The organism is Halorubrum miltondacostae, from assembly GCF_041379815.1.
In the GTDB taxonomy this organism is placed as follows: Archaea; Halobacteriota; Halobacteria; order Halobacteriales; family Haloferacaceae; genus Halorubrum; species Halorubrum miltondacostae.
The window spans coordinates 450,216-463,952 of the sequence record NZ_JBEDNY010000002.1 but is presented as its reverse complement, the minus strand read 5'-3'; the positions used below and the strand labels follow the sequence as shown (position 1 = coordinate 463,952).

12 protein-coding genes are annotated in these 13,737 nt (G+C 72.0%); 9 read left to right on the top strand and 3 right to left on the bottom strand.

All coding sequences use genetic code 11. The features are described 5' to 3' along the window. The first annotated feature begins 43 nt into the window (after nt 1–43). The 6 genes from ABNG04_RS07865 (at nt 44) to ABNG04_RS07840 (ending at nt 5,095) form a co-directional block, all read left to right on the top strand. Nucleotides 44–595, top strand: a complete 552-nt coding sequence (locus ABNG04_RS07865) for a DUF7269 family protein (protein ID WP_371161534.1) — start codon at nt 44–46, stop codon at nt 593–595. Then, on the top strand, nt 592–2,043 hold the full coding sequence (locus ABNG04_RS07860; protein WP_371161532.1) for a DUF58 domain-containing protein: 1,452 nt from the start codon (nt 592–594) through the stop codon (nt 2,041–2,043). Before ABNG04_RS07865 ends, ABNG04_RS07860 begins: the two co-directional genes overlap by 4 nt. Further along, nucleotides 1,983–2,561: a DUF7519 family protein gene (locus ABNG04_RS07855; protein ID WP_371161530.1), complete on the top strand. Its 579-nt coding sequence runs from the start codon at nt 1,983–1,985 to the stop codon at nt 2,559–2,561. The genes ABNG04_RS07860 and ABNG04_RS07855 overlap by 61 nt, the downstream gene beginning before the upstream one ends. A gap of 105 nt (nt 2,562–2,666) precedes the next feature. Further along, nucleotides 2,667–3,632 carry a bifunctional 2-dehydro-3-deoxygluconokinase/2-dehydro-3-deoxygalactonokinase gene (gene kdgK1 / locus ABNG04_RS07850; protein ID WP_371161528.1) on the top strand — a complete coding sequence of 322 codons (966 nt, stop codon included), beginning with the start codon at nt 2,667–2,669 and terminating at the stop codon, nt 3,630–3,632. Between the two features lie 65 nt (nt 3,633–3,697). After that, nucleotides 3,698–4,393, top strand: coding sequence for a phosphoribosyltransferase (locus tag ABNG04_RS07845; protein ID WP_371161526.1), 696 nt, complete (start codon nt 3,698–3,700; stop codon nt 4,391–4,393). Between the two features lie 12 nt (nt 4,394–4,405). Beyond that, complete coding sequence (locus ABNG04_RS07840) at nt 4,406–5,095, top strand: HD domain-containing protein (RefSeq protein ID WP_371161525.1); 690 nt, start codon at nt 4,406–4,408, stop codon at nt 5,093–5,095. A 34-nt stretch (nt 5,096–5,129) separates the two neighbouring features. On the opposite strand, the gene ABNG04_RS07835 is transcribed toward ABNG04_RS07840, so the two are convergent. Continuing rightward, on the bottom strand, nt 5,130–6,551 hold the full coding sequence (locus ABNG04_RS07835; protein WP_371161523.1) for an HD domain-containing protein: 1,422 nt from the start codon (nt 6,549–6,551) through the stop codon (nt 5,130–5,132). A 130-nt stretch (nt 6,552–6,681) separates the two neighbouring features. On the opposite strand from ABNG04_RS07835, the gene ABNG04_RS07830 reads away from it, so the two are divergent. From ABNG04_RS07830 to mtnP, 3 genes are all read left to right on the top strand, one after another. Beyond that, on the top strand, nt 6,682–6,873 hold the full coding sequence (locus ABNG04_RS07830) for a hypothetical protein (protein ID WP_371161522.1): 192 nt from the start codon (nt 6,682–6,684) through the stop codon (nt 6,871–6,873). Then, nucleotides 6,870–7,868: a YeiH family protein gene (locus ABNG04_RS07825; RefSeq protein WP_371161520.1), complete on the top strand. Its 999-nt coding sequence runs from the start codon at nt 6,870–6,872 to the stop codon at nt 7,866–7,868. Before ABNG04_RS07830 ends, ABNG04_RS07825 begins: the two co-directional genes overlap by 4 nt. 103 nt (nt 7,869–7,971) lie before the next feature. Further along, a complete protein-coding gene (mtnP, locus tag ABNG04_RS07820; RefSeq protein WP_371161518.1) occupies nt 7,972–8,841 on the top strand; it encodes an S-methyl-5'-thioadenosine phosphorylase in 870 nt (289 codons plus the stop codon). Between the two features lie 333 nt (nt 8,842–9,174). Here mtnP and ABNG04_RS07815 read toward each other — a convergent pair whose 3' ends face one another. Together ABNG04_RS07815 and smc are read right to left on the bottom strand one after the other, a co-directional pair. Further along, a complete protein-coding gene (locus tag ABNG04_RS07815) occupies nt 9,175–10,158 on the bottom strand; it encodes a segregation/condensation protein A (RefSeq protein ID WP_371161516.1) in 984 nt (327 codons plus the stop codon). Then, nucleotides 10,151–13,732, bottom strand: a complete 3,582-nt coding sequence (gene smc / locus ABNG04_RS07810; RefSeq protein ID WP_371161515.1) for a chromosome segregation protein SMC — start codon at nt 13,730–13,732, stop codon at nt 10,151–10,153. Before smc ends, ABNG04_RS07815 begins: the two co-directional genes overlap by 8 nt. Nucleotides 13,733–13,737: the final 5 nt, after the last annotated feature.

Genomic DNA, 13,737 nt, shown 5'->3' with positions numbered 1-13,737 from the left:
GAGACGAGGAGGCCGACGCGGCGCTCGACGGGGGTGACTGGTAGTGCGACCGATCGCGATCGCGGGGGTGGCGGCGGTCGCCGTCGGCCTCCTCGCGGCGCTCGACCGCGGGATCGCGGCCGCCATCTCGCCCACGTCGGCCGTCGTCACGCTGCTCGGCGTCCTCGGGCTGGTCCAGGGAGTCCGATACGCGAACGCGCGCCGCGACCGGCGGCGGCTGCTGACCGAGCCCGGCGAGCCGGAGCGGCGCGCGCCCGCCGCGGTGCCCGGCTCGGCGCTCGACGAGCGGATCGCGCAGGTCGCCAGCCCCGGGCCGGGCGGCTATCGGAGCCGCCGCGACCTCCGCGACCGGGTTCACGAGGCGACCGTGGAGGTCGTCGCCCGGGACCGCAACTGCGCGCGCCAGGCGGCGGCGAAGGCGGTCGACGACGGGACGTGGACGGACGACCCCGCCGCCGCCGCGTTCTTCGATACCAGAACGGCGTACCCGGTCCGCGTCCGCGTCGTGGCCGGGGTGCGAGGACGCTCGAACTACTGGTACGGGCTCCGGGCCGCGATCGACGAAATCGAACGGATCGACGGGGGCGAGCCGTGAGCGGTTCGCGGGACGCGGCGGTCGCGCCCGAAGCGGCGGGCGCGGGCGAGTCCGAGGCGAGCGACGCCGGAGAATCCCTGACGAACGACCTTGGCGAGCCGGAGACGGACGACGCGACCGCGGCGGAGGCGAGCGACGCGGCCGGGGCGGAGCCGACCGAGACCCCGACCGATCGGGAGCACCGGCGCGAGGTCGCGACCGACCGCTGGCTGGGGATCGCCGGCGCGGCGCTGTCGCTCGTCGGGCTCGGCGTGCTCGTCCGGCAGTCGTCGCTGGTGCTCGCTGGCGCGGTGGGCGTGGGGTACGCCGTGTACGTGCGTGCCGGCGAGGCCCCGACGCCGACGCTCGCGGTAACGCGGTCGGTGAGCGACGCGGCCCCGGAGCCCGGCGACGAAGTCCGGGTCACCGTCCGCGCGGAGAACGTGGGCGAGCGCGCGCTCCCGGACCTCAGGCTCGTCGACGGCGTCCCGCCGGGGCTGGCGGTCGTCGACGGTCCCGCGCGGGTTGCGACGGCGCTGCGGCCCGGGACGGCGGTGACGTTCGAGTACACCGTCCGGGGGGCCCGGGGCGACCACGAGTGGGAGCCGCTGACCGCGATCACCCGCGACGCGGCCGGGGCGCGGGAGCGCGTTGTCGACCTCGACGCGCCGACCGCGCTCGCCTGTACGCCGGAGCTGTCCGCCGGCGGCGACCTCCCGCTGCGCGGGCTGACGACCGTCCACCATGGGCGGGTACCGACCGACGTGGGCGGCGCGGGCGTCGAGTTCCACGCGACCCGGGAGTACCGCCGCGGCGACCCGCTCAAGCGGGTCGACTGGAACCGGCGCGCGCGGACGGGCGAGCTGTCGACGGTCGAGTTGCGCGAGGAGCGCTCCGCGACGGTCGTGCTGCTCGTCGACGCCCGGGAGTCGGCCTACGTCGCCGCCGACCCCGACGCCGAGACCGCGGTGGAGGCGAGCGTCGCGGCCGCGGGACAGGCGTTCTCCGCGCTCCTCGACGGCGGCGACCGGGTCGGCGTCGCGGCGCTGTCGCCGCTGGACTGCTGGCTCGCGCCGGGGAGCGGGACCGTTCACGCGGCCCGTGGGCGCGAGACGCTGGCCACCGACCCGGCGCTGGCACCGACGCCGAGCGACGAGCGGTTCTACCGGTCGCTGTGGCTCCGGCGGTTCCGGCGGCGGCTCCCGGCCGACGCGCAGGTGCTCTTCTTCACGCCGCTCGTCGACGACACCGCGGCGACGCTCGCCCGGCGGATCGACGCGCACGGCCACCTCGTGACGGTCCTCTCGCCGGACCCCACGGCGACCGGCACGGCAGGCGAGCGGCTGGCGGCCCTCGAACGCCGCCAGCGGCTCCGGACGCTCCGGTCGGCGGGGATCCGCGCGCTGGAGTGGGGCGACGACTCCTTCCCGGTCGCGGTCGCGGCCGCGACGAGGCGGTGGTCGCGATGACCGACGACGACGCGCTCGTCGACTTCCACGAGGCGGACGCGCGGCCGCCGACCGCCGCGGTCGTCGCGAGCCTCGCCGCCGCGGGGGTCGCGTCGACCGCCGGCGCGGTCGCCAGCCCGGCCGGCGGCGCGCTGCTCGGGGTCGCCGCGCTCGCGTTCCTCGTCGGCTCGTTCCGGCGGTCGTCGCGCGTCCTGGGGTGGGGGGCGGCCGTCGGCGTGGGGGGACTTGTGCTCGCGGGCTACCGCGGCGCGCCCGCCGAGGCGCTGCTCGTCGCCGCCGTCGGGCTGACGGTCGCGTGGGACCTCGCCGACCACGGGGTCGGCCTCGGCGAGCAGGTGGGCCGCGGCGCGCGGGTCCGCCGCAACGTCGCCGTCCACGCGGGGGCGAGCCTGCTTGTCGGCGCGCTCGCGGCCGCGCTCGTCTACGGGGTGACGCTCGCGGTCGGCGGCGGCCAACCGGTCGCCGCGCTCGCGCTGCTTCTGGCGGGCGGCATCGCGCTCATCTCCGCGCTGCGGTGAGGGCGGGAGCGTCGCGCCACGCGGGGTCGCCCGCCCGCCGCGAGCGATCGCGGACCCTTTTGTGCCGGCCCGCCGACGGGACGGTATGCGAACCGAGGCGAACGGGTGGTCGGCGTGACCGACCTCGTGACGTTCGGCGAGACGATGCTCCGGCTGTCGCCGCCCCGGGGCGAGCGGCTGGAGACCGCCGACTCGCTCGACGTCCAGGCGGGCGGCGCGGAGAGCAACGTGGCGGTCGGGGCGGCCCGCCTAGGCGCCGACGCCGTCTGGCTCTCGAAGCTGCCGGACTCCCCGCCTGGGCGGCGGGTGACGAGCGAGCTGCGGAGCCACGGGGTCGAGCCGGCGGTCGCGTGGACCGACCCCGACGCGGGGCGCGTCGGGACCTACTACCTCGAACGGGGCGCCGCGCCGCGCGGGTCGAACGTCGTGTACGACCGGGCGGGCGCCGCGATCACGACGGTGACGCCCGCGGACCTGTCGACGGCGTCGTTCGCGGACGCGACGCGGTTCCACACCACCGGGATCACGCCGGCGCTGTCCGACCGCGCCGCGGAGACGACGCGGGCCCTGCTGCGCGAGGCGAGCGACGCGGGGCTCACCCGCTCGTTCGACCTGAACTACCGGGCGAAGCTCTGGGAGCCGGCGACCGCGCGGGCGGCGTACGAGGAGCTGTTCGAGCACGTCGACACCCTGTTCGTCCCGCGGCGGGACGCCCGCGAGGTGTTGGGCCGCGAGGGCGACGCGGTCGCGATGGCGCACGGCCTCGCCTCGGAGTTCGGCTTCGAGACGGTCGTCGTCACCCGCGGCGCGGAGGGCGCAGTCGCGCTGCGCGACGGCGAGGTGTACGAGCAGAGCGTCTTCGACGCGGAGACGCTCGACGCCATCGGCACCGGCGACGCGTTCGTCGCGGGGTACCTCGCGAAGCGGATCGACGGCGGCGACCTCTCGGCCGCGCTGGAGTGGGCGGCCGCGACCGCGGCGCTGAAACGCACCGTCGCTGGCGACGTAGCCGTCGTCACGCGCACCGAGGTCGAGGCCGTGGTCGCCGGCGGCGGCGGCATCGATCGCTAGTCGGTCGGCCCGGGCGAGCGGCGGAGCTAAACCCTTATCACCGCGCGGCCGGCAGGTACGCTCGTATGAGCGACCTCCCGGACGACTTCGACTGTACGCTCACCAACTGGGAGTACATCTACGGGCTCTGCCGCAACGTGTCCGACGCGGTGAAGCGGGCCGACTTCGAGCCGGACGTAGTCGTCGCCCTCGCCCGAGGCGGCTGGTTCGCGGGGCGGTGCGTCTGCGACTTCCTCGGGCTCAACGACCTCACCAGCCTCAAGATGGAACACTACGTGGGGGCCGCCGAGAAGAGCGACGAGCCCCAGATCCGCTACCCCATGCCCGAGGGGAGCGTCGAGGGGAAGAACGTCCTCATCATCGACGACATCGCCGACACCGGCGGCTCGATCCAGCGGGCCGAGGAGTACGTCGAGGACCGCGACGCCGGCGCGGTCCGGACCGCGACGCTCCAGCTCCTCGGGACCTCCGAGTTCCAGCCCGACTTCGTGGGCGAGCGGCTCGAACAGTGGACGTGGGTCGTCTACCCGTGGAACTTCCTCGAGGACATGGTCGACCTCACGGAGGGGGCCATGGAACGCGCCGACGAGTCGGCGTTCTCCCGGGAGGACCTGCGCCACTACTTGGAGGAGTACCACGGCATCGGTCGGATCGAGATGGAGGTCGCCCAGCCCGGTCGCCTCGACGAGGTCATCGAGGAGATGGTCCGCCGGGACGTGGCCGTACCCGTCGGCGACGAGACGTGGGCGCTCGCCGAGTAGCCGGACCGAGCGATGGCCTCCGGAGACGACAGTGACGGCAACGCTGACTCCGCGGACGACGCCGACGACAACGTTGACCCCGCAGGCGACGCCGACGCGGCGCTCGACGCCCTCCTCGACGCCTACGCCCTGAAAGACGAGCGGCGCACCGGCTGGCAGCTCCGCGGCGTCGAGTCACCGGAGTCCGTCGCCGCCCACTCGTGGGGCGTCGCGTACCTCGTGTTGGCGCTCGGCGACCGCTTCCGTGGGGACCTCCCGGGCGTCGACCGCGACCGGGCACTCCGGCTCGCGGTCGTTCACGACGTCGCCGAGGCGGAGACGGGCGACGTGGCGACCCGGGCCGACTCGACTGCGGACGCGGTCGACCGCGAGGCGAAGGTCGCCGCCGAGCGGACGGCGATGCGCGACCTCGCCGGTCCGCTCCCGGACGACGTGCGGGACGCCTGGGAGGCGTACGAGACGCGGGAGTCGCCGGAGGCGGTCCTCGTCAAGGAGTGCGACCTGCTCGACACCTGCCTCCAAGCCGTCCGCTACGAGCGCGACGACAGATACGACCCGGAGCGGGGCGACCCCGACGCTTTCCGCGAGTACGACGACCTAGACGAGTTCTTCGCGACGACCGAGCCGCGGCTCCGGACCGACGCCGGGCGGGCGCTGTTCGCGGCGATCCGCGAGCGGTACTGGGCCGCGCGCGACGAGTAGCGGTGACCGCCGTCGCGGCCCGCCCGATGACACCCTACGCGAGCCCTTCCGCCGCGACCTCCCGCTCGAACGCCTCGCGGAGCACGCGGATCGCTCGGCGCTTCGTCCCGTCGGGGACGAACACGAAGGGGATCGGCACGTCGAACGCGCGGTCGCCGTACAGCCCCCAGTCGGCGACCGACCGCGTCGTTCCCCCGTACGCGATGGGGATGTCCTCCAGCTCGTCGGGGTCGTAGGCGGGGACGTACGAGCGGTCGATCCACACCTCGTGGACCGGCACGTCGAGGGCGTCGGCGAGGAGCCGTTCCAAGCGGTCGTCACCCTCGGTGAGCCACTCGGTGAACGCGTCGAGCGGGTCGTCGCCGCCGAGGTCCCCGTCGAAGTCGCCGCCGATCCGGTCGGCGAGCGCGATCCGGTGTTTCCAGCAGGTGGCGGGGAAGCGGCGGCTCCGGAAGCGGTCGTACATCGACGCGAGCGTCGAGTCGGGGTGCTCGCGGGCGGCGCGCCGGAGGCGTTCGAGCACGGCGTTGTCGTCGAGCTCGCGGTCGATGATCCCGTCGACCGTGACGGGGCTCTCGCCGGTCTCGGCGACGTACTCGCCTAAGAGCGCTTGGAGGAGCCGGTTCGCGTACACTGACTTGTGGTGCTGGGTGACCCACATGTACAGGGCGATCCGCCCCTCGAGGTAGTTGCCGATGGTCGAGAGCGCCTTCTCCGAGAGCGCCAGCCCCGCCTCGGGGTGCGCGGTGTACGCGTCCACCATGCGCTCGACGTCGAAGCTCAACACGCCCGCGCCGGTCATCTCGTTGTCGCGGGTGATGTAGTCCAGTCGGTCCACGTCGATTGGAGAGTGGAGCAGCTGCGCGCCGACCCCGTACTGCCACGGATCGCCGCGCTCGTACGCGAGGCTGTACCCCAGCACGTACGCGCACACCTCGAACGGGTCCACGTCGAACGCGCGGAGGGCGTCGCCGTACTCCTCGACGATGATCACGCAGCCGAGCAGCTCGTGCGAGTTCGCCGAGCGGAGCGGCGCGCCGCCGACCCCGGCCGCGTCGAAGGCGTCGACCAGCCCGGTCCCCGCGACGCGCTCCCGGAGGACCCCCTCGTCGAGGAACCCCTCGGAGAGGTGCGAGAAGGGCGGGTGGCCGACGTCGTGGAGCAGGCAGGCGCACTCCAGCGTGCGCTGGATCTCCTCGAGCTCGTCGGTCGTCGCGCCGCGCGAGAAGTACGACTGTTGCCGGAGGTTCTCGAAGACGGTCCGACCGAGGTGGTAGACGCCGAGCGAGTGCTCGAACCGGGTGTGGTTCGCGCCCGGGTACACGAGGTGGGTCGCCGAGAGCTGGCGGACGTACCGCAGCCGCTGGAACGGCCGCGTGTCGACGACCCCCTCGACGAGCTCGTCCGGCAGCTCGATGTAGCCGTGAACGGAGTCTTTGATCTGGGTCGTGGGCATCCGATTGTGGGCACCACACCCTCCCGAACCCTGCCTCTTTCGGTCGCCCGCGGCCCCGCTTCGCCGCCGCGTCACTCGCCGGGAATCCCTGATTCACACCGTATAAATGCGGGCGCGGCGATCGATACGTATGGTATCGGACGCCGCCGACGGACCGGAGGAGCGGCCGGATCGCGACGAGGAGGCCGACGCGCACGCGGCTCCCGCCAACGCGGCCGACGCCTCGGTCGTCGACCGCTGGACCGCGCTCGACCGGGGCTGGCAGGCGCTCGCGCTCGGGCTCGGGATCGTCGCCGCGCACATCGTCGGACAAGCGCTGTGACCGGGATCGCCGAGGCGGTCCAGGCGTACCTCCCTGGCCTCGCGCTGCTCGGCGGCGGCGCGGTCGCCGCGACGCTCGTCGCGGGTGCGGTCCCCGGCCTCCAGCCGCTCGTCGTCGCGGTCGCGATCGGCGTCGGCGTCGGGAACACCGTCGGCGTCCCGGACGTCGTGGAACCGGGCGTGGGGGTCGACAAGCTGTTCCTGGAGACCGGGATCGTGTTGCTCGGGGCGGCGGTCGCGGTCGAGGAGTTCCTCACCGCGGGACCGACCGTCCTCGCGCTCGTGGTGGCGGTCGTCGGCGGGGGGCTACTGTTCGCGGAGATAGCCGCCCGCGGGCTCTTCCGGATCGGGTCGCCCACGTCCTCGCTGCTGGCGGCCGGCGCGAGCATCTGCGGCGTCTCCGCGGTGGTCGCGATCGGCCGAGTGCTGGACGCGCGGGGGGCGGACATCACCTTCGCGGCCGCGACGATACTCCTCTTCGACGCGGTGACGCTCGTCGCGTTCCCGCTGGCGGGCGAGTGGCTCGGGCTCACCGGGCGACAGTTCGGGGTCTGGGCGGGCGTGAGCATGTTCTCGACCGGCCCCGTCGCGGCCGCGGGGTTCGCCTACTCGCCCGAGGCGGGCCAGTGGGCGACGGTGACGAAACTCGCGCGCAACTCCCTCCTCGGCGGCGTCGCGGTCGCGTACTCGCTGGCGTACGCGGCGCGGTCGGCGGCGGACCCGGGCGTCCGGCGACTGTGGGCGGAGTTCCCGAAGTTCCTGCTCGGCTTCCTCCTCGTGGCGGTCATTGCCAACACCGGACTGCTCTCGCCGGCCGCGCTGGCGTCGATCGGCCGCGTGTCGGACGCGCTGTTCGCGCTGGCGTTCGTCGGCCTCGGGCTCTCGATCCGGATCGACGACATGCGCGCGGTGGGCGCGGCGCCCGTCGGTGCGGTCCTCGTCCACCTGCTCGCCGTGAGCGCGGTCGCGCTCGCGGCGGTGCGCTGGCTGCTGTGAGACGAGTCTGGGCCGCGCCGTCGCCCCGCGCCGGCGACCGCACCGTCGACGGCGCGCCGCTCGGGTTCACGTCATATAAGTAGCGAGCGGGCGCACTCCGGGTATGGGAACGATCGGATTCATCGGCGGCAGCGGCATCTACGAGGCGCTCCCGCTCGACGACGTGCGGGAAGTCGAGTTCGACACACCGTACGGGGCGCCGAGCGACGCGGTGACGATCGGCGAGTTCGGCGACACGGGCCGCGAGGTGGCGTTCCTCCCGCGTCACGGCTCGGAGCACGGCGTCTCGCCGACCGACCTCCCGTACCGCGCCAACATGTACGCGCTGAAGCAGGCCGGCGTCACCCACGTGTTCGCGTCGAACGCGGTGGGGAGTCTGAAAGAGGAGCTGGAGCCGGGGACCCTCGTCGTCCCCGACCAGATCTACGACCGGACGAAACACCGCGACCTCTCCTTCTACGGCGACGGGGTCGTCGTCCACCAGCCGTTCGCGGACCCGTACAGCCCGGCGCTCGTCGACCACCTCACCGAGGCCGCGGAGTCGGCGGTGGGCGACGACGACACGAAAGTCGTGAAGGGCGGCACCTACGTCTGTATCGAGGGGCCGCAGTACTCGACGCGCGCGGAGTCGGAGTTCTACAAGTCGCAGGGGTGGGACCTGGTCGGCATGACCGCGATCCCCGAGGCGAAACTGGCCCGCGAGGCCGAGATCGCGTACGCGACGATCGCGGGCGTCACCGACTACGACGTGTGGAAAGAAGACAGCGAGGTGACGCTCGAAGAGGTGCTCGAGAACGCCGAGCAGAATCAGGCGGCGATCAAGGCCGCCGTCGAGGAGGCCGTCCGGACGCTACCCGAGAACCTGGAGTGTGACGCGCACACGTCGCTGGCGGGGACCGTCAACACGCCGACGGAGGCCATCCCCGAGGAGACGAAAGAGCGCGTCGAGCCGCTGCTCGGCGACTACTTATAACCGGGCACGCTGGCGGTGGCGCGTGCCTGCGAGGCCGCCTCGCGGCCGAGTAGCACGCGCGAGGGAGTCGGCCGACCGCAAGGAGGCCGACGAGGCTGGGGAGGCGTGAGGTGCGGGCCGGTGCTGTGCGGGGCGGGACTCAAAAGGGCAGCCGGGAGGCGGGCGCAGGCGACGTAAGCACCGTAGGGAGAACGGGGTGAGCGACCGAGGAGCGCAGCGAGCGTGCGCCCGCCTCCCGGCTGGGGCTTCGACGACGTTCGCCACCGATTCGCGGGTAACTGTGTATTACGGAGCGCCGGAAGCCTCGGAAGCGGTCGTGATCCGAGGAGCGTACTAGTCCGCGATCGCTTCCGACTCGCCGGCCATCGCCGACGGGTCCTTCACCCAGAGGTCGCCGAACAGGTCGTCCTGCTGGAGCCGGACCGAGCCGCGGTGGGCCATGAACAGCAGCGCGAGGTACGTCATGAACGGGCGGCCGCCGGCCGCCTCAATCTCCGCGAACAGCACCTCCGTGCGCCCGCGCTCGAAGTGCGTGCGGAGGGCGTTGTCGATCTCCACGATCATTTCCTCGATGTCCTCGTCGTGGGTGCGGTCGGTCGCCTCGCCGGCGGTTGGCTCTCCGTCCTGCCGGAACTCGTCGCCGGCGTGGTAGTCGAGCGTCTGCGTGCCGCGGGCGTGGCCATGCGGCGACTCCGAGGTGTCGTACTCGCGGGAGTCCTTCCACCACGAGCCGCGCTCGGCCTCGCGGAGCTCGCGGACCAGCTCGTCCAGCGTCTCCGGCGATCCGCGGGTGTTCTTCCGGTTGAGCCGGCGGTCCATCTCCGCTTCCAGCTTGTCGACCGGGTCGAACCCGTCGGCGGCCGGGTCAGGCGCGCCGCCCTCCATCGCGACCTCCCACGGCTCGGGCTCCGGCTCCTCGTCCTCGTCGTCGTCCGCAAGCATGCCGTCGCTCTTCATCCGGAGGAGGACGCTGGCGTAGAACAGCGCCCGCCCGGTCGTCCGGAGGTCCGTCTCGTCGAGCTTCTCCAAGAAGGCGTCCGTCACCTGGACGATGTCGATGTCCCACGGCTCGATCTCGCCCTCCTCGGCGAGCTGGACGAGGAGCTCGACGGGCTCGACCTCGTCGTCGTCGGTCTCGCCCGGGGGCGACACGTCGGGCACGTCCGGGTCGGACTCGCCGCCGGCGTCGCGCTCGCCGGTCTCGGCTCCCCCGCCTTCCGGCTCGTCGTCGGCGAACGGATCCGCGCCGTCGCGGTCGCTCGTCAGGTCGAGGTCGGGGACGCCGCCGTCGGCGGCTCCGTCGCCGTCCTCAGTCATCCGCGCTCACCTCCTCGTCGGCGTCGTCGCCGAATTGCATCCCGGTCACCGCCGAAAGGTTGTCGCCCTGCATCGTGACGCCGATGGCGCGGTCCGAGCGCTCCAAGAGCGCGGAGCGGTGACCGACGACGACGAACTGTGCGTCCTCGGCCAGCTCCTCGATCATCTCGCCGACGCGCTCGGCGTTGACCGCGTCGAGGAACGCGTCGATCTCGTCGAGCGCGTAGAACGGCGCGGGGTTGTGGCGCTGAACGGCGAAGATGAATGAGAGGGCGGTGAGCGACTTCTCGCCGCCGCTCATCGCGTCGAGCCGCTGGACCGGCTTGTCCGCCGGCTGGGCCTTCATCGTCAGTCCCTCCTCGAAGGGGTCCTCGGGGTTCTCCAAGACGAGCTCCCCCGACCCGGCCGAGAGGCGCGCGAAGATGTCCCGGAAGTGGTCGTTGATCGAGTCGAACGTCTCCATGAACGTCTCCTTCTTCGCCGCCTCGTACCCCTCGATCCGCTCCTCGATGGCGTCGCGCTCCTCGACGAGCACGTCGCGGCGCTCCTGGAGCTCGTCGAGGGCCGCCTGAACCTCCTCGTACTCGTCGATCGCGAGCATGTTCACCGGCTCTAACGCCCCCATCTCGGCTTCCACCTCCTCGATCCGCGACTCCACCTCGTCGAGGTCGGGGATCTCGTCGGCGTCGTAGTCGCCGACCTGCGACTCCAGCTCGTCGATCTCCCACTCCAGGCGGTCGCGGCGGTCGGTGAGGTCCGAGAGGTCCGACTCCGCCGCCGGGACGAGCGACCGCTGCTCGTCGCGCGCCTGCGTCGCCTCGCGGATCTCCTCGCGGAGCGACTCGCGCTCCTCTTTGAGCGCCGTGAGCTCCGCTTCGAGGTCGGCGATCGCCTCCTTCTTCTCGGCGAGTTCGGCCTCCTTCTCCTCGATCGCGACCTCGTGGTCGGCGATCGCCTCCTCCGCCTCCGCCTTCGCGTTCTGCGCCGCCTCGACGTCGTCGTGGAGGTCGTCGAGCGCGTCCTCGGCGTACCCCTTCTCTAGCTCCAGCTCGTTGATTCGGCCGTCGAACGAGCTCATCCGGTCCTCGAGGTCGTCGATCTCGGCGCGGATCTCGTCGGCGCGCTCGGAGAGCTCCGGGATCTTCGAGTCGGCGAGCTCGGCCTCGATCTCCGAGATCTCCCCGGCGAGTTCGTCGATCTCCGCGCCGGTCTCGGCCAGCTGCTCGTCTAACGCCGTCATCTCCGCGTCGACCGACTCGCGTTCCGCCTCCAGATCCTCGAGCTCGGCTTCCAGCTCCTCGATCCGGTCTTCCGCGTCGGCGAGGTCGGCCTCGGCGCGCTCGACGTCGGCCTCCAGCGACCGGACGCGCTCGGCCGCGTCGGCCTTCCGGTCGCGCGCGTCCTCGATGTCGTCGTCGAGGGCGTCGATCTCCGCCTGGACCGACTGTCGCTCGTCTTCGAGGTCGGATATCTCGGTCGCGAGCCGTTCGAGCTTCCCGCCGCCGGACTTCGTGAACGAGTAGCGGGAGCCGCCGCCGGAGCCGCCGGTCATCGCGCCCGACTTCTCGACGAGGTCGCCGTCGAGAGTGACCATCCGGTAGTCCCCCATCAGCTCGCGGGCGGTCGCCATGTCCTCGACGACGAGCGTCGACCCGAGCACGTACGAGAAGATCGACTCGTACGCGGCGTCGTAGTCGACGAGGTTGCGCGCGAAGTCGACGACGCCCGGCAGCGACGGCTTTCGCGGCAGGCTCCGGTCGTCCATCTTCGTGATTGGAAGGAACGTCGCCCGGCCCGCGTTGCGCTGCTTCAGGTAGTCGATACACGTCGAGCCGACGCCGTCGTCGTCGACGACGACATTCGCCAGCCGGCCGCCCGCCGCGGTCTCGCACGCCTCCGCGTATTGGGCCTCGACCGAGCCGAGTTCGCCGACCGCGCCGTGGACGCCGTCGATGCCGCCGTTCTTCACCTCGGTGACCGCCCGGGGCCAGGAGGCGTCGCCGCGCTGGTCAGCGGCCGCCTCCAGCTTGGCGTACTCGTTCTGCTTCTCGCGGAGGGTGTCCTCGATTTCTTCCAGCTGCTCGCTCTGCTCCGCCTTCTCCGCGAACAGGTCGGCGACCGCGTCCTCGATCGTCGCCTGATTCTTCTTGGCCTTGTCGAGTTCCCCCTTCAGCTCGGAGATCCGCGCTTTGTGTTCCGGCAGCGACTCGCGGGCTTCTTCAAGCTCCTCGCGGGCCTCGCTCACCGCGTTCGAGCGGCGGCGGGCCTCGTCGAGCAGCCGGTCCTTCTCGCGTTGGGTCTCGTTCTTCTCCTCGCGGAGCGACTCGATCGCCTCCTTCTTCTCCGCGAGCTCGGCTTTCAGCTCGTCGAACTCCGTGTCGGCGCCCTCGATCTCCGCCTCGACATCGGCGAGCCCGGAGCGCTTCGTCGCCAGCTCCGACTTCACCGACGCCTTCTCTACCTTCGCCTCGCGGATCTCGCCGTCCAGCTCCTCGATCGTCTCCTCCTTGCGGTCGATCTGGACGAACGCCTCTCGGCGGTCGGTCTCGGCTGACTCCGCACGCGACTCGGCCGACTCGATCTTGTCCTCCAGCCGCGAGACCTCGCCTTTGATCTCTTCGATCTCCGAGCGGATCTGGATCTGCTCGTCCTCGCCTTTGGTCTCGATCTCGTGGTTGAGGTCCGCTAAGTCCTCCTCCAAGCGGGTGAGCTTCCCCTGCCGCGCGTCGAGCTCCTCACGGAGCTCGTTGAGGTCCGTCTCTGCCTCGCCGATCTCCGCCTCGACGTCGGCGAGCGCGTCGCGCTTCTCCTCAAGCTCGGAGGCCTTGCGGAAGCCGCGGTACTCCTCCAGCTCGTCGCGGAGGTCCTGGTACTGGAGCGCGGTCTCGCGCTCGTCGGCGAGCTGGTCGAGCCTATCCTGCTTCTCGCCGATCCGGAGGTCCGCCTCGCCGATGCGGTCCTCAACGGTGTCAAGCTCCTCGTAGGCGGCCTCCTTCTTCTCGTCGAACTCGGCGACGCCCGCGATCTCGTCGACGATCCCCCGGCGCTGGTAGGGGGTCATGTTGATGATCTCGGTGACGTCGCCCTGCATCACCACGTTGTACCCCTCCGGCGTCACGCCCGCGGCCGCGAGCAGGTCTTGGACGTCCGAGAGGTTCACCGAGCGGCCGTTGAGGTAGTAGTACGAGTAGTAGTTGTCCTCGGTCTCCTTGACGCGGCGCTTGATCGTGATCTCGGAGACATCGCCGACGTTCTCGGTGCCGGCCGCAGAGACGACCTGTGACCGGTCGAGGGCCCCGTCCTCGTTCGAGAGCACCACCGTGACGGACGCCTCGTTCGGCCCGTCGGCGGCCTCGCCGTCGTCGTGGCCGGGGTTGTAGATGAGGTCGGTGAGCTTCTGGGCGCGGATCCCGCGGGTGCGGGCGAGCCCGAGGGCGAACAACACGCCGTCGATGATGTTCGACTTCCCGGAGCCGTTCGGGCCGGTGACGACCGTGAAATCCTCGTAGAAGGGGATCCTCGTCGTTCGCCCGAAGCTCTTGAACCCGTCCAGAACGACTTCAGTGATGTACATTGGGT

Excerpts from the sequence above, each read along its gene's own strand:
- ABNG04_RS07845 (WP_371161526.1), top strand. The coding sequence starts at position 3,698 with ATGAGCGACCTCCCGGACGACTTCGACTGTACGCTCACCAACTGGGAG.
- ABNG04_RS07840 (WP_371161525.1), top strand. The coding sequence starts at position 4,406 with ATGGCCTCCGGAGACGACAGTGACGGCAACGCTGACTCCGCGGACGAC.
- ABNG04_RS07835 (WP_371161523.1), bottom strand. The coding sequence starts at position 6,551 with ATGCCCACGACCCAGATCAAAGACTCCGTTCACGGCTACATCGAGCTG.
- ABNG04_RS07830 (WP_371161522.1), top strand. The coding sequence starts at position 6,682 with ATGGTATCGGACGCCGCCGACGGACCGGAGGAGCGGCCGGATCGCGAC.
- mtnP (WP_371161518.1), top strand. The coding sequence starts at position 7,972 with ATGGGAACGATCGGATTCATCGGCGGCAGCGGCATCTACGAGGCGCTC.
- ABNG04_RS07815 (WP_371161516.1), bottom strand. The coding sequence starts at position 10,158 with ATGACTGAGGACGGCGACGGAGCCGCCGACGGCGGCGTCCCCGACCTC.
- smc (WP_371161515.1), bottom strand. The coding sequence starts at position 13,732 with ATGTACATCACTGAAGTCGTTCTGGACGGGTTCAAGAGCTTCGGGCGA.